Here is a 17,673-nt window from a genome sequence, read left to right as displayed (position 1 = left end):
CTATTTCGGCGATGGCGGTTTCGACCGCCCTCGCCCTTGGCAATGTGGCGGCAATGGCTCCGGATCTCGTCATCGGCATTGATTCCTCGACCTCGGCAACCAAGGCAATTGCCTGGGACCGCAATGGACGCAGCGTGGGGGAGGGTCGCGCGCCGATAGCAATGTCCAACCCGCGCTCGGGGTATTTCGAGCAGGACCCGGCCCAGTGGTGGGCTTCGGCGGTTGCAGCGCTGCGCACCGTAACTGCAACAGTTTCGCCAAGGCGCATTGCCGCCCTAGCCATTTCCAACCAGCGCGAGACCTTTGGCCTTTTCGACGAACAGGGCGAAGCGCTCCGGCCCGCGACACTCTGGCTGGACGAGCGGGCTCGCCAGAAAGCACGCCGCTTCGGTGAGGCATTCGGCGCGGCGCGCGTCCACGCGATATCCGGCAAGCCGCTGGACGTCATTCCTTGCCTTTATCGCATGATCTGGTTTCGCGAGGAGCAGCCCGAGATCTTTGCCCGGGTGGAGCGAATGGCCGAAGTTCATGGCTATCTCGTTTTTCGCCTGAGCGGCCGATGGGTAACATCGACTGCCTCGGCGGACCCGATGGGTGTGCTTGACATGCGCGCAATCGACTGGTCGAACGAGATACTGGAAGCGGCAGGCGTCGCCCGGCGGATGATGCTGGACTTGGCTCGGCCAGGGACGGTTGTGGGCCAGGTAACTCAGGAAGCCGCCACGCTGACAGGCTTGCGGGAGGGGACGCCGATCGTGGCTGGCGGCGGCGACGGTCAATGCGCCGGAACGGGCGCCGGTGTGTTGCAGCAGGGAAGCGCTTACATCAATCTTGGCACAGCGGTCGTCTCGGGAAGCTTCGGCACCGAGTATGTCTGTGATCCGGCCTTCCGCACCGAAAATGCCATCGCTGAGGATGGCTACATCTACGAGACGTGTCTGCGCGCCGGCACTTTCCTCGTCGACTGGATGGCGCGCGAAATGCTGGGCGCCGATCTGCATGGCTGCAACGGCGAGCTGGAGGCGCTTGAGGCCGAGGCCGCAGCCAGCCCGATCGGCGCTGGCGGCATAATGCTGTTGCCCTACTGGCAAGGCGTCATGGATCCCCATTGGAACAGCGGCGCTCGCGGTGTGATTGCCGGGCTTTCCGGCTCGAGCCGCCGCGGCGACATCTATCGCGCAGTGCTGGAAGGCATAGCGCTCCATCAGGCAGCTACAAGTCAGCGGGCCGCTGCCGCCGCCCACCAGGACATCGACTACTTTATAGCGATCGGCGGAGGAGCGAAGTCCGACCTGTGGATGCAGATTCTGGCGGATGCACTCGACCGTCGCGTAAAGCGTTCGACGACCGTGGAAGCCTCCTCGCTCGGCGCGGCAATGGCAGCGGCAAAGGGGGTGGGCTGGTTTTCCACCATCTCCGAAGCCTCCCTCGCAATGGCCAGCGAATCCGCCAAATGTTTCGAACCCAATGCAGTCCATGCCGGCCGGTATGCCGAACTTCTTGCGATTCACGCCGATCTTTGGCCGACGATTTCGGCCTGGAACCAGCGACTGGCGGCTTTCACGGAGGCTGATGGTGGCTGAGACGATCAACTGGAACGCCCTGATCGAGGATGTTGTCGCAGGACGCTGGAAGGATCCTGAGACAGGCGCGGCCGCTGACCTGCCCTTCCAGACGATCGAATTGCTGGAGACGACTGAAGGCCGCGAGGCGGATCTCATCGCGCCTCTGGCGCTGGGCAGCCGGATTGCTGTCGTGTCCGATGTCAACACTTTCGAAGTAATGGGGCGACGCGTCGCTAAGGCGCTGCGCAGTGTAGCCGATATTGACGCAATCGTGCTTCCCGACGGCCTCGACTGCGAAGAAACGACGATCGAGTTGGTCAGGGAGAAAACGCGTCACGCCGACGGCATCGTTGCCGTCGGGTCTGGAGTCCTCAACGACAGCTGCAAGCACGCAACCTTCCTCGACGGCCGGACCTATGCGGTCTTCGGAACCGCAGCGTCGATGAATGGCTACGGCGCCTCGACTGCGTCGGTGACGTTGGCTTCAGGGCTCAAGATCTCGCTGCCCTCGCACGCCCCGCGCGGCATCTTCCTGGACCTAGGTGTGTCGGCGGCAGCGCCAAGCTGGCTCAGTGCTGCTGGCCTTGGCGACAGCCTCTGCCGGTCCACCGCGCAGGTCGACTGGTGGGCTTCGCATCGGCTTTTCGGGACCTATTACTCCGACGTGCCCTATCGGCTGCAGGCCGGCGACGAGGAGCCGATGCTGGCCCACGCGTCTGGCCTGGCGTCGCATGATCTCACCGCCGTCGGGCATCTCCAGCGCGTGTTGACGCTTTGCTCGATGGGAGTCTGCTTCGCGGGCGTTTCGCACCCCGGCTCCATGGGGGAGCACCAAATCTCCCATTGGGTCGACATGTTCGCGCGAGAGCATCATCCCGGTACGACCCATGGTCAGCAGGTTGGCGTGGCATCGCTGGTCATGGCGCGGCTGCAAGCGATGCTGCTGGACATGGAAGAGCCCCCTCGGGCAAAGCCGACGCCCATCGATGAGGCGGCGATGCTGGTACGCTACGGTGCGCAACTTGGACCGCTTTGTATAGCCGAAATGAGGAAGACAGCACTCGACCACAAAGAGACAGAAGCTTTCAACCGGAAGCTTGAGGAAATCTGGCCGGCTCTGCGCCGGGAGCTTCGGCCGATGGCTATGCCGGTCGCCCGCATGGAAGCAGCGCTCAAGGCTGCTGGAGGCCCGGTCACCGGCGCCGAATTAGGCCTGCCACGAGAGCTTTGGCACGACGCCATTCGCTGTTCGCGAGAAATCCGAGGCCGCTGGTCCTTTGTCAATTTGGCGGCCGATGCAGATCTCCTGGAAGAATTTCTGCAGAGCGAACGGTGAGACCGCATTTGCATCGTCCCAGTGGCTCGCATGGCGAATGGAAACGAACGGCAAGGGAATTGAAGGGTAGCAATTTATGGCGTCTGTAACCATCAACAACATAAAGAAGGACTATGGCGCCGTAGAGGTGATCCATGGACTCGACCTTTCGATCGAAGATGGCCAGTTCGTCGTCCTGTTAGGCCCCTCCGGATGCGGCAAGTCCACCCTGTTGCGCATGATTGCCGGTCTTGAACCCATCACATCCGGTCGCATCGCCATAGGCGACCATGTCGTCAATACCCTTCATCCCAAGGATCGCAACATTGCGATGGTGTTCCAGAATTACGCGCTTTATGCGCACATGACGGTTTTCGACAATATGGCCTTTTCCATGCAGTTGAAGAAACGACCTAAGGAAGAGATCAAACAGAAGGTAGGATGGGCCGCGTCAGTTCTCAATCTGACTCCCTACCTGGAACGGTATCCTCGCCAGCTTTCCGGCGGTCAGCGGCAGCGTGTTGCCATGGGCCGCGCAATCGTGCGCGATCCAACCGTGTTCCTGTTCGACGAACCGCTGTCCAATCTCGATGCCAAACTGCGCGTGCAGATGCGGACCGAAATCAAGGAGCTCCACCAGCGGCTGAAGACCACGACAGTATACGTCACGCACGATCAGATCGAGGCGATGACCATGGCCGACGTCATCGTAATCATGCGAGACGGCTACATCGAACAGATCGGGCGCCCGCTCGACGTCTATGATCGCCCGGAAAATCTCTTTGTCGCCTCGTTCATCGGCTCGCCTGCAATGAATATGTTTCATGGTGAGGTGGCCGATGAAGGGGACGCAGGGGTGGTGCGGATCGGTGACCTCGCCCTGCCGCTACCACCAAAGGCCGCGGTCCGCCCGGGCCAAAAGGTAGTCTATGGCGTCCGCCCCGAGCATCTTCGACCTGTGACGGATGGGAGCGGCATCCGGGCGACCGTCACTGTTGTCGAGCCGACTGGTCCTGAAATCCATATCTTCGCCAGCGTGGGCAACATCGTGGTCTGCTCGGTACTGCATAGCCGGATGGAGCTCTCTCCCGGGGCGACAATCCATCTGGAGCCCGCGCCAGACCGAATTCATCTGTTTGACCAAGGCAGCGGCGAACGGCTGGACAAGGGAAGAAACTGAATGGCGCGGATCGTCATCCTCGGTGCCGGCGTCATGGGCTCGGCCATGACGCTTCCGGCCGCTCACGCGGGTAACAGCATCAGCCTCGTCGGGACCCATCTTGATGAAGAGATCGTTGCATCGGTGGCCAGCACAGGGCACCATCCGCGTCTCAACGTCACTCTGCCAGCCGCCGTTGTCGCCTACCCCTGGACTGGATTCGTTGACGCGATGAGCGACCGACCCGATCTACTTGTGCTCGGTGTCTCGTCGGCTGGCGTTCCCTGGGCGATCGACCGTATCGCCGAGAGTGTCACGTCGCCCGTGCCGATTTTGATGGTTACAAAGGGGCTCGCCGCGCGAGACGATGGCATCGACATCCTGCCACACGTGGTTGCCCGCGAAATTCAACGGCGCACCGCTTTGTCGATGCCGGTGATGGCAGTGGGCGGACCGTGTATTGCCGGAGAACTGGCGGCCCAGCGCGATACCTCTGTGATCGTGGCAGGGCACGACGCCGACAGTATTGCCGCGGCATCTCGCCTCCTGCGAGCCCCCTTCTATCATGCGCGGGCGTCGTCCGATCTCGCCGGGGTTGAAATCTGCGCCGCTTTCAAGAATTTCTATACGCTCGCAGTTGGGGCTCCAGTCGGGCTTCTTGAGCGCGACAACAAGGCGCCGAACGGCGCACTCATGCACAATCTTGCATCGTCACTTTTTTCGCAGTCCCTCCAAGAAATGGCGATCCTTGTCGAAGCCCTGGGCGGAAAAATCGCAACCGTGCGGGGATTGGCGGGTTCCGGCGATCTTTACGTGACCTGCCAGGCAGGCCGCAACGGTCGAATGGGACGCTTGCTCGGCTGCGGCTTGCCTTATTCCGTGGCAAAGCGCGACCATATGAGTTCGGACACGGTCGAGGGGGCGCAACTGGCGCTGGATCTTGGCCCGACATTAGAGAGAATGATGAGCCGGGGCAAACTTCCTCGCGATCGCCTGCCGCTGACGGCCGCCATAGTCGAAGCAATTTGCCATGACGCTCCGCTGGTATTGTCCTTCGACAGTTTTCATCGTGGATAGGCGAATACACAAAGCGCTTCACGTCGATGGCACGGTCCGCCGAGCCACTCGGCTATCGTAGCGCCCCGTGTGGAGAGGACTTTTGATGGAGAAACCACCAAGAAAGAAACGCGACGGCCGCCAGATCCTAGCGAATTCCGTCAGCGTCGATCGCGAGGAAGGGCTCCTTGTCCGGGCCGCCTGGCTTGCCTATGTGGGTGACCTCACACAGGCGCAAATCGCCAAGTCTCTCGGTCTAACCCGCCTTCGCGTCAATCGGATGCTGGCGCTTGCCCGCGAGCGGGGGATAGTCCAGATTCGGATTAATTCCAAGGTAGCCAGCTGCATAGATCTAGAGCACCGGCTGCGGGTCGTCTATGGCGTCTCTGATCCAATCGTGGTCCCAACGCCTCCCGATCCCGCTCTGATACCGCAGGTCATTGCAGCCGCGGCGGGCGAAGCCCTGTCGGCTAGAATCCGGGACGGAATATCCGTCGGCGTGGGTTGGGGGAGGACGCTCCAGCTCAGCCTCCGGTCTGTGACAGTGCGCCCGGTGAAAGGAATGTCGATCGTTTCTTTGCTCGGCGGCCTGACGCGGGGGTCGGCCATCAACATTTATGATATGGCTTCTCGGCTTGCGGCGCTGTTCGATGCCGAATGTTTCTACATCGCAGCCCCGGTGTTCACGGATACCGAGGCCACGCGCGATCTGCTCATGCGCCAGTCCATTCTGGAAGATGCCTTTACACATGCCCGTGCTGTCGAGGCCGCTTTTGTTTCAGTTGGCGCGGTTCACAAGGACGCCACGATTTTTCGCATCGGGCTGGTGGGCGAGGATGACCTCACGTCCCTCCAACAGGCAGGCGCCGTTGGCGATATCTGCGGCCACTGGATCGATGCGGACGGACAACTCGTCGATCACCCGCTCAACCGGCGCGTTATCGGCCTCGCACCTCAAAACTTGCGTGACATCGATACGGTGATCTTGCCCTCCGGTGGACTCGAAAAAGTTCCGGTGCTGCGCGCTGTATTGCGTCTTGGCGTCGTCGATGTCCTGATCACCGACGAAAAGACTGCTGAATCGATCCTTTTAGAAAAGTCCTAGAGAGGACTCTGACTGATTTTAGGGGCGCGGACTTGTCTTGGTCGTCCAGATTTCGACTATTCGTTTAGCAGCTTTGCACGCGTAATGCCTGCCGCTTGCTATAAACCACACCGACGGGATCCTGGAATCTGAGTCATATTCGAATTTCGCATATCGAGGTCGACGGCATGGTACGCGGTCAAGCCGGCATCATAGCATGGAGTCGTGACGCTGATCCGGCGCTGGGCGACTATGGACCGCCGTCCGTACTTTTTCACTAGTGGCGAAGTGCCGGACGTGGACTGAAGGTGATCATCCGCCGAGAGGACAGGCCGACCAATACTCTAGGCGCAAACTGGGTGTTCAAGGCTAATCAGCACCCCAATTGCCGGGGCCATGAAAGAAGGACTGGATTTCCTCCATGTCGACTTGGCCGTCGCCATTCTCGTCCACTGCATTGAATATGCGATCCACGAAATCCTGCATTTCGCTCTGTGAGACCGAACCATCGCCGTCGGCATCTATGATGGCAAACATCATTCGCATCCCTGCGCCATGCATCATCCTGGCTCCCATGCGACCGTGATCTTCGGCCATCCGCCCTCGTTCACGCCCGCCCATTCTGGGCTCTCCGCCCCCACCGTCGCCACCTTCCCGTTCTGCTTGCGAACGCCGATCCTCGTGCATCTTTTCTTGCATCATCTTGTCCATCATCTGACGCATCATTTCCCTCATCGAATCTTGGCTCGGTCCTGTGCCTTCAGGTGATCCTCCGGAGCTATGATCCTGTGCTTTGATTGCGGGCACGGGCGTCCCGCTCGACTGGGCCAATGCTGGCAAGGCGCATATAGCCAGCGCCGCGGCGACTGCCGTCGCTTTGATCGTGCCTGACATCGTGTTCTCCTTTGAGTGATCTGTAACCCAACATGTTGGCATCTTAGCCCAAACAAGCTGATCGCTTTCTGGTTCCTCGCAAACGTTCGGAAGACCTGGTTCGGTGATGAGGCCAATGTCGCCGAATTCACCTGAGGAACTGAAAGGAGAGGACCGCGAGCACGACAATGACGAGGCCGATAAGGTAGATGACACTGTTCATGGCCCGTTCGCCTGGGGCCCGAGGACGATCGTCGAAGTCAGCGACCGCTCATGGAGCGAGACTTCCGAATCTCCACCGAGGCCAAAGGTGGGCATGGCGACGGCTTCCACCATGGTTCGCATTCCGCCGACGGTGGCGCCTTCCGGATCGAGCCGCAGGCGGCCGCCGTCGAGAACGGCGATGTCGGTGGTGGTGCCGCCGATGTCGGACACCACTGCCTCATCTAGGCTATCATGTACCGCGCTCCACCACGCTTGCCGCTGGGTCCTGACAGGATGGTCTCGATCGGCCTGGAGCGAGCGAATTCAGCGGTAATAAGCGCGCCGTCGCCGCGCACGACCATGAGCGGAGCGACGATCCCGCGTCTTGCCAGAAAGCGTCGACAAGGCGATCGATCATCGAGATCAGCCGGGCGTTGAGGAAGCGTGGTTAGCGCCCGATGAGGGCCGCCGAGTTTCGACGACAGTTCGTGTGAACAGGTCACTCGGAGCCCGGTACGCTCGCGATGATGTCCCCGCCATGTCGTCAGTGCCACGGGGCGTGATCGGGAGCCGTTCATACCCTAAAAGAAAGGCGCAAAGGATTTTGGCGGCCGGCCTCAATGGCGTTCGCGGCTGAAACACGACATGCCGAGAATGGCAGTACCGAGCTTCACCAACTTGTCCGGCGAAGGCCAGTGGAGATCGCGCCCACCCCGATGTTATTTGCTGGCCGGGGGATGCAGCCTTGTGTCGAGGGCAAAAGCTTCCTGGAACTTAAGCGTGTAGGAAGCTGCCGCCTCGCTCGCCACGAAGATGATGTTCCAGCTATGTGAAGAGACCGCACTTGGCATAGCATTCGCGCGACCCTGCCGTCGTGCTCGCGCCAACTCGAATGGCTCTCCCGGTTGGCCAGCTCAACGCCCAAAACCGGGCGCCGGTCCTCCCAATCCACGCCGATCGCCACCAGCACTGCCTGACTGGCGATCACGCCCGCCTCGCGAGCCCGCTCGTAGCGGGCGTCCAAAATGAGATACGGATAGCTTTCCTCGAGCCGCTGCGTGAAGAACGCCTTCAGCGCTTCATCCAGCCGCACCGTCGCCTCGCTCACCGTCGAGGCCGAGAAAACGTGGCCGCACAATTCCTCCGTCACCGCTTTCACCTTGCGGGTCGAAACGCCTTGCACGTACATCTCGACCAGCGCCGAAACCAATGCCTTCTCCGAACGCTGGTAGCGCTCAAACAACTCCGTCGAGAACCGGCCCGCCCGATCCTGCGGGACCCGCAGCTCCTGAACCGCGAACCCGTCCTCATCCGAAAGCAGCAACGCTTTCAACTCGCCTCTGCTCAGTCTAACTTCTCGATTGGTCATGGCACTTCCCCTTCCACGGGAATCGGTGATTGCAACGTCACCAGCGTGCCATGGCCGCCCCCACCTCAAAGCAAGGACCGTTCTCTCTCCAAAACTTTTTGCAGAACGGATCCCGGCGATTGAGCTTGGGCGTCTACCGCCCTCTGTTCGAGGGCGGGCCTACGGATCCGCGTTCGATGATCGTGGTCGGCAAAATGAGCCTTTCGGGCGATCGTGTTTCGCCCTTCAACCGCCGGATGAGCAAATCCGCGACACTCTTGCCAAGCGCATAGACTGGCTGGTCAATGACGGTAATGGGCGGGGTTGTCACGCTCGTCCAATCCGCATTATGGAACGTGATCAGCGAAATGTCCTCGGAAACCCGCAAGCCGCGCTGGCGGATCACCCTGAAGATCTCCAGCGCTATGACGCTGTCGGAGGCAAGGATCGCCGTCGGTCGATCTGGTCCGGACAGGAGCTTGTCGGCAACCCTGCCCGCTTCGACAGGGCTTGTTGCACCAAGGCGAACATAACGTTCCGGCCGCTCAATTCCGGCGTCACGGCACACGGTGAGGAAGCCGTCGATACGCTCGCGAACCGATGAGGTATAGATTTGCGCTAGATCGCGGTATTCGTGCCCTTCGACCGCAGTCACATAAGCGATGTTGCGGTGGCCGGCATCGGCAAGAATGCGCGTCGCCCGCATGGCGCTGCCGCGATCGTCGATCGTGACGGTATCGACACCCAGATCGGGCAGTCCCCTATCAAGCAAGGCAAGCGGTCGGCCTGAACGATGGATGTCCCGCAGGTGTGAGATGTCGCGCGATTCCGATGGCGTGACGATCAGCCCGTCGACGCGCTTGCCGATCAAAATTCGCACAGCAGTCTTTTCGTCTTCGATCCTCTCGCCGGAGTTAGCCAGAATCACGTTGAATCCGGCCGCTCTTGCCGCATCGCTGATGCCGCGCACCGCCAAGCTGAAGAACGGGTTCTCGATGTCGCCGACAACCACCCCGATGATCCCGGAGCGGCCGGTCGTCATGCTGCGAGCCAACTCGTTCGGACGGTAGTCCAGTATTTTGGCCGCGGCCAGGACATCCGCGCGGATCATGTCGCTGACGACGCCGTATCCGCCGAGCACGCGCGCGGCCGTCGCTTTCGACACTTTTGCCGCGCGGGCGACATCGCTGACTGTTATCGACTGGGTCTTGGGCGCGGTTTTTTTCATCGGATGAAGGACTACAAGAGTTGTTGACGGAAGGTCAATCTGGCGATAACGATTACTAAAGAGACCGGTCTCACACAATAAGAGACCGGTCTCTTACGTGAGAGAGCGAGGGTTTCGAGAATCGTGGAGACAGCCGGCCGCGCAAGCCCCGTGGCAGCGACGAACGATGTGAGGCGCGAGATTTATAGCCTCAACGCAAATGCCAAGAACAACAAACCTTCAGAGTGGAGAGAAGACATGAGCAGGATGGGAATTCTCAAGTCGTTGATGTCACCGGTCAGGACTGGCGTAATGGCTCTTATGGCCGTGTGCATCGGCGCCGGGTTGATTTCGGGAGCCGCCGCCGCGGATGACAATCCCTATGGTCTTATTGATGCGAAAGTCATCAGCGTTGGTACCATGGGCGATGCCAAACCCTACGCTTTCACCGAAGCGGATGGCACGTTCACCGGCTTCGACATCGAATTGTTCCGCAACGTCGCGAGCCGCCTTGGATTCAAGCCGGATCAGGTGATCTTCACCGGCCAGGAATTCTCGGCGCTGATGCCTTCGGTTGCGAACGAACGTTTCGATGTCGCGGTCGCGGCAATCGGTACGACGGAAGCGCGCAAGAAGACCGTCGACTTTTCCGACGGCTATCTCGCGGGCTATCTCTCGGTACTTACCGCCGACAAGGCGATAAATTCGGCGGATGGGCTCAAGGGCAAGCGCCTCGGCGTCGTGCAGGGTACACTGCAGGAGATCTATGCGGCGAAGAATTTTGTCGGAACCGATCTCGTCAAATTCCCCGACAACAACTCCGCCGTTTCCGCGCTGAACAACGGAACCGTCGACGCGCATTTCCTCGATTACGAGGCCGCCAAACAATATGGCGAGCGTTATCCGGGGCTGACGATAGCGCTCAACGTTCCTTCCTTCGACGCACCCGCGGGCTTCGTGCTGCGCAAAGGCAACGACAAGTTTCGCGAGGCGTTGAACACTGCCTTGCATGCGGCGATGCAGGACGGCACCTGGAAGACGCTCTACGAGAAGTGGTTTCCCGGGTCACCTATGCCCGACCAGTATCTCCCCAAGAAGTAACCGCGCACAGCCGCCGGCTGTGACGGCCGGCGGACGCGCGCTCGCGCCTGAGTTCATGGTGACGCAAATAGTGCAATAAAAAGGGGACCGAATGGACTGGCTTGAAAACCTGCGTCGCAGTTTCCTCGACTGGCAAGCCATGGCCGACGTGCTGCCGAGCATGATCACCATCGGACTGAAGAACACCTTGATCCTCGCCGCGGCGTCCACGGTACTCGGTGTCGTTCTCGGCATGGTCCTTGCGATCATGGGCATCTCGCAATCGCGCTGGCTGCGCATTCCGGCGCGCGTCTACACCGATATCTTCCGTGGCCTTCCGGCGATCGTCACTATTCTGCTGATCGGCCAGGGCTTCGCTCGCATCGGCCGCGAAATCTTCGGGCCTTCCCCCTATCCGCTCGGCATTCTCGCCCTCAGCCTGATTGCTGGGGCCTACATGGGCGAAATCTTCCGCTCAGGCATCCAGAGCGTCGAGCGCGGGCAAATGGAAGCCTGCAGGGCGCTCAGCATGAGCTATGGGCAGGGCATGCGTCTGATCGTGATTCCGCAAGGCATTCGCCGCGTCCTGCCGGCTCTGGTCAACCAGTTCATCGGCAACGTCAAGGATTCGAGCCTTGTCTATTTCCTTGGACTACTCGCGTCGGAGCGCGAGATTTTCCGTGTCGGTCAGGACCAGGCGGTGGTCACCGGAAACCTCTCGCCATTGCTTCTGGCTGGCGTGTTCTATCTCGTCATCACCGTGCCGTTGACCCATCTCGTCAATTACATCGACAACTCGCTGCGAGTAGGCAAACAGAAGGCCGGCATCGTCACCAGCGGCCTCGCCGAGGTCAGCGAACTGGAAAGCGCAATCAGCAGTCCTCATTCGGGGACCAGCACTGAAGGCAGTTTGGCGCTTCCCCGGTTCAAGGGCGGCAGTCTCGCCATCAGCAATCTCGACATGGCCTATGGCGATCTCGATGTCCTCAAGAGCGTCAGCCTGACGGTCAAACCGGGCACGGTCACATGCGTCATCGGTCCGTCAGGTTCGGGCAAGTCGACCCTGTTGCGCTGCCTCAACCGCCTGGTCGAGCCCAAGGGCGGCGACGTGCTGCTCGATGACGCCAGCATCCTGGCGATGAAGCCTGAAAAGCTGCGCCGGCGTGTCGGCATGGTGTTCCAGCAGTTCAACCTGTTCCCCGACCACACAGCCCTAGAAAACGTCATGCTGTCGCTGACCAAGGTCAAGGGCATTCCGCCGCAGGAGGCCGAGCGCATCGCCGAGGCACGCCTTGCCGATGTCGGCCTTGCCGCTCGCAAACACCATCGTCCCGGCAGCCTTTCCGGTGGCCAGCAGCAGCGTGTGGCAATCGCGCGTGCGCTTGCAATGAACCCGGAGGTTATTCTGTTCGATGAGGTGACAAGCGCTCTCGATCCCGAACTGGTGAAGGGCGTACTCAACCTGATGGCGGATCTCGGCCGGCGCGGCATGACAATGGTGGTCGTTACCCACGAAATGGGCTTTGCCCGCAAGGTCGCCGATCAGGTCGTCTTCATGGATGAAGGCCGCGTCATCGAGGCCGGCACGCCTGCTGCGATCTTCGATAATCCCAAAAGTGTGCGTCTGAAACATTTCCTTGCCGAAGTGCTTTGATCGCACCATCGCAGGCCCTGAGGCACATCGAAACCCAAAGTGCCTTCGTCGCGGCCGCCCAGTCCAAACTCCATACAGTGAAAGAAATATCCCATGGCTACATCGCATTCGATCTCAAAGGTGGTTGTTGTCGGGGGCGGTATTTTCGGTGTCTCCTCGGCCGTTCATCTTGCAAGGCTCGGCATCGAAACCGTCCTGGTCAATGATGGACCGCTCGCCAAGGGAGCTTCCGGCCGCTCGCTCGCCTGGCTCAATTCCGCGCGCAAGCGGTCGGCTGAGTATCATCGGCTGCGCATGGTTGGTATCGACCGCTACCGGACGCTGTCCGCGAGATATCCGGATGCCGCCTGGCTGCGTTTTGACGGCGGCCTGACATGGGATGCGGACGACGCCTCGAACGAGATCGCCGATGTCTTGGCCCATGAGAAAGACCTCGGCTATGACGCGCGGCATCTGTCCCCAGATGCGATAGCGTCGGTCACCCCGGGCATAGATGCCAGCGCGGTTACGCCTCAGGGCGCGATCTTCAACCCAGGTGAAGGCTGGGTCGATCTGCCGTCGCTGATCGAGATATTAATTGCGGAGTTCGTGGCGCGTGGCGGCCAGCTTGTCACCGATGCCGGAAGCGCCGCGGTCACGGTCGTCAACGGCCGCGCCACTGGCGTCACCACGACAAGCGGCATCAGCTTTACCGCCGATGCGGTGCTGCTGGCCACCGGCGGTGATGTGCCGGGCATGGTTGCACAGTCCGGCCAACATATCGCCGACGGGACGCCGATTGCGCTGCTGGTCAGGACCAAGCCGATCCACTTGCCGCTTCGGGCGGTGCTCAACACGCCACGCGTCGCCATCCGACCGACGCCGGACGGAGCTTTCGTGCTCGATTCCGCCTGGTCGGAAGAAGAGGTGGTCGTCAATTCTGATGGCGCGTATGGGGTGCTGGATTCCACTGTTCAGGGGCTTCTCAACGAAGCCTCGAAGGTTCTCGCGGGCCATCCGAAACTGGATCTGGAAAGCTATGGTGTCGGCCCCAAGCCAATTCCCGCGGACGGCGAGCCGGTATTTGGCCAATTGAAGGACATCGAGGGCTACTACGTCGCCTTCAGCCACAGCGGCGCAACGCTTGGCCTGATCGCCGGCGAGCTGCTTGCCGACGAGATCGCAACCGGGAGAGAGCACTCACTCCTTGCAAACTTTCGGCCGGCTCGATTTTCTTGAAGATCTATTCGGCCAGTTCAACCAAGGCATGCCCTAAGGGAGCCGGTTTTGTTCGCTGCCCTTCGCCGGCGATCGAAGCGATCATAGCGAACGTTGTCAGCCGCGGCTTCGCCGGATCGGCGATCGTCGGGGTGGCGGATTTATGAATCACAACGCTCTCTCCGCATCCAATGCTTCCATCGCCAGGCGCCATTCGTTCGGCTCGACACGGATGAAAGGTAATCTCGCGTTTCGAGGAATGGCACGCCCTTGCACATGCGCGTGTAGCAGACGATGGCGCTCGGGCGCCCGCCTGCGCTGGTACGCGCGCGGTTGAACGCGCCGCGCAACGCCTCCAAGTCATTTCCGTTTACGATGCCAGGTTCAACGACTTCATCGACTGCTTCAACAAGCAGCGGCCGAACTAGGGCTCGACATGGATCGTTCTGCCGAGCACCGCATGCAGTAACCGCGCATCTACGCTCGCCTGCCTGATGATCTCGATTGTCGCTTTCACGACAAGACTGTTACTGCGCGAGGCGTACGTCACGGGGCGTTTCGCTGTTAACTGTGCGCCTTAGGCGCTGTCGCGACCGCTTTGCGTATTGCGGATGGGATGCCGATAGGCGTGGTGTTCCGACCCGAGGCGGCGCTACGGTCGCCGTTCGCCCAGAAAGGGCAGGACCTTGTTGAGAACTTTTTCAGGAATTTCTTCGGCCATGTAGTGGCCGGATGGCATCGCGGCGCCCTGAACATTGCGTGCGAAGCCACGCCAAACGTCGAGCATGTCGAATTGCAGCCATATCGGGTTTTGCGTAGCCCACAGCACCAGCAGCGGGCACTCGATGCGCTTTCCCGAATCCGCTTCGTCCTGTTGCAGGTCGATGCTAACGCCCGCCCGATAATCCTCGCACATGCCATGTATGGCGTCCTTGTGCGACAAGACGCGAAGATATTCCTGCCACGCAGGCTGTGTGATGGAGCCGGCGTCCACGAGATCCCCAATCTCATAACTAAGGAAAGCTCGAGGATTGGCGGCCAGCAGGGTCTCGGGGAAGTCACTTTCCTGAATGAAGAAGAACCATTCCCAATAGCGCGAGGCGAAATTCTTGTCGGTCTGCGCGTAGAGAAACCCTGTCGGCAAGATGTCGAGCAGGCAGACCTTTTCCAGCGCTTGGGGATGATCCAGCGCCATGCGGTGCAGCACCCGCGCGCCACGGTCATGTCCGATCGCGTAGAAGCGGTCGAACCCGAAGGATTTCATGACCGCCAGCTGGTCGGATGCCATCTCGCGGAAAGCGTAATTGGCATGATCGGGCAATCCCTGGGGCTTGCTGCTGTCGCCATAACCGCGCAGATCGCTGGCCACCACAGTGTATGTCTTGGCGAGCTCTGGCGCCAGTTTGTGCCACATGACATGGGTTTGAGGGCAGCCATGGAGAAGCAGCAAGGGCGGTCCTTCACCGCCCACACGGCAATTGATGTCGATAGCGCCGACCTCGACGGTGTGAACCGAAAAATTTTTGAAAAGTGGCGGTTGGTCAGACAAGGGCTCAGTCTCTACTTTCTTGTGCCGCGGGAAGATTGCGAACCTGCGGATAGGAATTGCCGTCCAGCTGCGTATCGATGCATGTCATTCTGCGTATCAAACGGCTGCTTTGCGCGTGGCATATTCAACTGGTTGGCGTTCTTGATCAGCTCGGCGCTCGTTCGGCGATCGCTATGACGGCGGCATGCGTATTGCCTGATATGATAGCGGGCATGATCGAGGTATAGACGATCAAGCCGGTCGCCGCCGCGGACCCTCAAGTCCGGACCCACCCCTGGATCTGCGGCTGGCCCCATTTTGCAGGACGCCGACCGTATCCCTTATCAAACCTCGACGTCGTGGCAGCACTCTATACTTTAGCCGGGAGAAATCTCATCGGCGCGCAGGTCACTGAATGGCGATCGGAATACGATATTGCGGACACCCCTTACAGCTTCGCGGAATGCATTATGTCCCGAGGGCCTGCAGATGATTGAAATGGAACTCTGGAAAGACGTCAATACGCGGACTTTTGATGTGGACCGCGCCGCGGCGTTTGACGCCGATCAGTTCCACATAGATCCCGAAACCGTATCCCCTCCTGACCTCGACCAGATCTGCTGACTGACGCCGGTAGGGTTCATCGGCCAGGACGGCCACACCCAACAAGAGACCGTCATTCGAGGAGCCAAGTGCCTTTCCTGTAACGTGCCGTTCTCAAAAGGCAGTGGCGTCCCCACCTTCGACGACGTGGTCCCGAATGGGGCAAATCCTTTCCTTATGGAGCTTCGTAAAGCTCCAGCGGCAATCCATCTGGGTCCCTGAAAAAGGTAAACCGTTGGTCTGTATACGGATCGATCCGGATTGGCTCAACGGCAACGCCTGCGGCTTCCAGCCGCTTAATTACGGGATCAAGATTCGCTACGGCAAATGCCAGATGTCTCAGGCCTGTCGCCTCTGGATGGGATGGCCGCATCGCTGGTGCGGGGAAGGAGAACAATTCCAGTTGGACCGATCCGATCCGCAGATCCGCCTTCCATGACTGCCGCTCCTCCCGATAGACTTCCCGGATCAGATCGAGGCCGAGGAGCTCGACATAGAACCGTCGCGACCGGTCGTAGTCGGTGCAGATGAGCGCGACGTGGTGAATGGCGTTCAGCATGCTGCTAACTCTAGTCAAGCTGGGATTTGGGGCCAAGGTCACATCGGATATGTCGCAGCTTGTTGATGTCTCCGTCCGCGAAGGCTCGCCTCCTCATACGGATTTTCATCTGCGCGCAATCGGCGACATTAAGTCGCCGCCGGACGGCAATCAAATCCGCCAATGTCGGCCGCCCTCGTCAGCCGCCAGTCTTGCTGCCGGGCGCGCTGACGATTTGTCGATTTGGTGATTCCGGAGCTGCAGCGCCGCGGCCTGTTCCGCACCGCTTATGAAGGGCGGACGCTGCGCGAGAACCTTGGCCTCCGACGTCCCGAAAACCCGTGGGCATCAGCACGCTCGACCGTGCTGGCCGCCGAATAACCCTCTGAAGCGAAGGGCAAGACGATGACTTTGCAGAACGTCGAACAGCCGACCGCCATCGGCACGCACAGAGACCGGACCAACATCGGTGTCGATTTGCTGCGCCTCGGCAATTTGACCGCAGGCCGCTTCCTGTCACGTTACGGCGTCCTCGTGGGGTTTCTGGTGCTGTGGCAGGTGGCGAGCAGCGCCGGGTCGGTGAATGCCGCTGTGCTGCCGCCCATCGACATGATCGCTGCCGCTCTGTGGAAAGGGCTCGCCGGCGGCGCCTTGCTCGGCGACATCGCCATCATCCTGCAACGTGCCGGCATTGCCTTCGCAGCAGCCGTCGCGGTCGCCAGTCGAGACCGCGCTCGACCCAATCCTGCAGCTATCGCCTCGCAAGAGCTTGCTCTGGTTCAGGCGCTGAGGTGCTGATCTAAAAATGACTTCAGCTTGTCAAACGGGATGAGGTGCACACGGTCATACAGGTCGACGTGACCCGCGCCCTTGACTCAGTGTAGTTCCTTCGGCTCGGCGGCCTTGGAGAACGCCAGCTCGCTGAATTCCCGGGAATGAGCCTGGTCGCCGGCGATGAACAGCAGGGGCCGGGGCGAGACCGTGTCGAGGTCCTCCCCTCTTGCCATTGACCGTCAGCTCGAGCCTGGCGTCATAGACGCCGCCCTTCGCGTCGAGCGTGACAGCGCTGAGCGTAGCTGGCTTGCCGGGCGCTGTGCTGAAGGCGCCGTCCTGCCCGATGTTGGTGTCGCCGGTGCGAGCGGCACTTTCAACATGGAAGGAATAGGTGCCGCTCACGCTTTTGTCGGCATGGGCGAGCGCCTCCAGCGAGACCATGCCGCCTTCCTGCGTAGCCGGATCTTGCAGCGCACCGGCCCGAGGGA

General features: G+C 60.5%; 15 protein-coding genes and 6 pseudogenes. 11 read left to right on the top strand and 10 right to left on the bottom strand.

The genetic code is table 11. From position 1 onward, the window contains the following. The first annotated feature begins 11 nt into the window (after positions 1-11). From NKJ01_RS08620 to NKJ01_RS08600, 5 genes are all read left to right on the top strand, one after another. Positions 12-1,583, top strand: a complete 1,572-nt coding sequence (locus NKJ01_RS08620; protein ID WP_352727457.1) for an FGGY-family carbohydrate kinase — start codon at positions 12-14, stop codon at positions 1,581-1,583. After that, the gene (locus tag NKJ01_RS08615) at positions 1,576-2,901 is read left to right on the top strand and encodes an iron-containing alcohol dehydrogenase (protein WP_245266572.1); all 1,326 of its coding nucleotides are present in this window, start codon (positions 1,576-1,578) and stop codon (positions 2,899-2,901) included. Before NKJ01_RS08620 ends, NKJ01_RS08615 begins: the two co-directional genes overlap by 8 nt. Before the next feature lie 76 nt (positions 2,902-2,977). Continuing rightward, positions 2,978-4,060, top strand: coding sequence for an ABC transporter ATP-binding protein (locus tag NKJ01_RS08610; RefSeq protein ID WP_023758890.1), 1,083 nt, complete (start codon positions 2,978-2,980; stop codon positions 4,058-4,060). Continuing rightward, positions 4,061-5,116 carry a hypothetical protein gene (locus NKJ01_RS08605; RefSeq protein WP_352727455.1) on the top strand — a complete coding sequence of 352 codons (1,056 nt, stop codon included), beginning with the start codon at positions 4,061-4,063 and terminating at the stop codon, positions 5,114-5,116. It begins immediately after the preceding gene. Positions 5,117-5,201: 85 nt separating this feature from the next. Further along, entirely contained in the window at positions 5,202-6,200 is a 999-nt protein-coding gene (locus tag NKJ01_RS08600; protein ID WP_352727512.1) for a sugar-binding transcriptional regulator, read from the top strand. 348 nt (positions 6,201-6,548) lie between these two features. On the opposite strand, the gene NKJ01_RS08595 is transcribed toward NKJ01_RS08600, so the two are convergent. From NKJ01_RS08595 to NKJ01_RS08575, 5 genes and pseudogenes are all read right to left on the bottom strand, one after another. Then, positions 6,549-7,073 (bottom strand): EF-hand domain-containing protein, encoded by a 525-nt coding sequence (locus tag NKJ01_RS08595; RefSeq protein ID WP_352727453.1) that lies wholly within the window; start codon positions 7,071-7,073, stop codon positions 6,549-6,551. A gap of 213 nt (positions 7,074-7,286) precedes the next feature. Continuing rightward, positions 7,287-7,780, bottom strand: a pseudogene (locus tag NKJ01_RS08590) (hydantoinase/oxoprolinase family protein); the annotation flags it as partial. Between the two features lie 195 nt (positions 7,781-7,975). Further along, positions 7,976-8,128, bottom strand: a pseudogene (locus NKJ01_RS08585) (RES domain-containing protein); the annotation flags it as partial. A 5-nt stretch (positions 8,129-8,133) separates the two neighbouring features. Then, positions 8,134-8,544: pseudogene (locus NKJ01_RS08580) on the bottom strand (transposase); the annotation flags it as partial. 214 nt (positions 8,545-8,758) lie between these two features. Then, complete coding sequence (locus tag NKJ01_RS08575) at positions 8,759-9,832, bottom strand: LacI family DNA-binding transcriptional regulator (RefSeq protein WP_023758547.1); 1,074 nt, start codon at positions 9,830-9,832, stop codon at positions 8,759-8,761. Positions 9,833-10,078: 246 nt separating this feature from the next. Between NKJ01_RS08575 and NKJ01_RS08570 the strand changes: the two genes are divergently transcribed. The 3 genes from NKJ01_RS08570 (at position 10,079) to NKJ01_RS08560 (ending at position 13,763) form a co-directional block, all read left to right on the top strand. Beyond that, positions 10,079-10,912 (top strand): ABC transporter substrate-binding protein, encoded by an 834-nt coding sequence (locus NKJ01_RS08570; protein WP_502905866.1) that lies wholly within the window; start codon positions 10,079-10,081, stop codon positions 10,910-10,912. Between the two features lie 91 nt (positions 10,913-11,003). Further along, positions 11,004-12,545, top strand: coding sequence for an amino acid ABC transporter permease/ATP-binding protein (locus NKJ01_RS08565; protein WP_352600891.1), 1,542 nt, complete (start codon positions 11,004-11,006; stop codon positions 12,543-12,545). A 93-nt stretch (positions 12,546-12,638) separates the two neighbouring features. Then, positions 12,639-13,763 carry an NAD(P)/FAD-dependent oxidoreductase gene (locus NKJ01_RS08560; RefSeq protein ID WP_352727449.1) on the top strand — a complete coding sequence of 375 codons (1,125 nt, stop codon included), beginning with the start codon at positions 12,639-12,641 and terminating at the stop codon, positions 13,761-13,763. A gap of 4 nt (positions 13,764-13,767) precedes the next feature. Here NKJ01_RS08560 and NKJ01_RS08555 read toward each other — a convergent pair whose 3' ends face one another. Together NKJ01_RS08555 and NKJ01_RS08550 are read right to left on the bottom strand one after the other, a co-directional pair. Then, a complete protein-coding gene (locus NKJ01_RS08555) occupies positions 13,768-13,914 on the bottom strand; it encodes a hypothetical protein (protein ID WP_352727519.1) in 147 nt (48 codons plus the stop codon). Positions 13,915-14,394: 480 nt separating this feature from the next. Next, the gene (locus tag NKJ01_RS08550; protein WP_352727447.1) at positions 14,395-15,291 is read right to left on the bottom strand and encodes an alpha/beta fold hydrolase; all 897 of its coding nucleotides are present in this window, start codon (positions 15,289-15,291) and stop codon (positions 14,395-14,397) included. A 468-nt stretch (positions 15,292-15,759) separates the two neighbouring features. Between NKJ01_RS08550 and NKJ01_RS08545 the strand changes: the two genes are divergently transcribed. Next, positions 15,760-15,894 (top strand): hypothetical protein, encoded by a 135-nt coding sequence (locus tag NKJ01_RS08545; protein WP_352727445.1) that lies wholly within the window; start codon positions 15,760-15,762, stop codon positions 15,892-15,894. 154 nt (positions 15,895-16,048) lie between these two features. On the opposite strand, the gene gloA2 is transcribed toward NKJ01_RS08545, so the two are convergent. After that, complete coding sequence (gene gloA2, locus NKJ01_RS08540) at positions 16,049-16,432, bottom strand: SMU1112c/YaeR family gloxylase I-like metalloprotein (protein WP_352727443.1); 384 nt, start codon at positions 16,430-16,432, stop codon at positions 16,049-16,051. Positions 16,433-16,645: 213 nt separating this feature from the next. Between gloA2 and NKJ01_RS08535 the strand changes: the two are divergent. Together NKJ01_RS08535 and NKJ01_RS08530 are read left to right on the top strand one after the other, a co-directional pair. Then, positions 16,646-16,792 (top strand): annotated as a pseudogene (locus NKJ01_RS08535) (nitrilotriacetate monooxygenase); the annotation flags it as partial. A 24-nt stretch (positions 16,793-16,816) separates the two neighbouring features. Further along, positions 16,817-17,209: a hypothetical protein gene (locus tag NKJ01_RS08530; RefSeq protein WP_502905864.1), complete on the top strand. Its 393-nt coding sequence runs from the start codon at positions 16,817-16,819 to the stop codon at positions 17,207-17,209. Here NKJ01_RS08530 and NKJ01_RS08525 read toward each other — a convergent pair. Continuing rightward, positions 17,191-17,394: pseudogene (locus NKJ01_RS08525) on the bottom strand (alpha/beta hydrolase); the annotation flags it as partial. The gene NKJ01_RS08530 and the pseudogene NKJ01_RS08525 overlap by 19 nt on opposite strands. 73 nt (positions 17,395-17,467) lie before the next feature. Beyond that, positions 17,468-17,626 (bottom strand): annotated as a pseudogene (csgH, locus tag NKJ01_RS08520) (curli-like amyloid fiber formation chaperone CsgH); the annotation flags it as partial. Between the last annotated feature and the right edge of the window lie 47 nt (positions 17,627-17,673).

The organism is Mesorhizobium sp. M0276, assembly GCF_040321755.1.
In the GTDB taxonomy this organism is placed as follows: domain Bacteria; phylum Pseudomonadota; class Alphaproteobacteria; order Rhizobiales; family Rhizobiaceae; genus Mesorhizobium.
The sequence above is the reverse complement of the archived record's forward strand: the minus strand, read 5'-3'. Positions and strand labels throughout refer to the sequence as shown.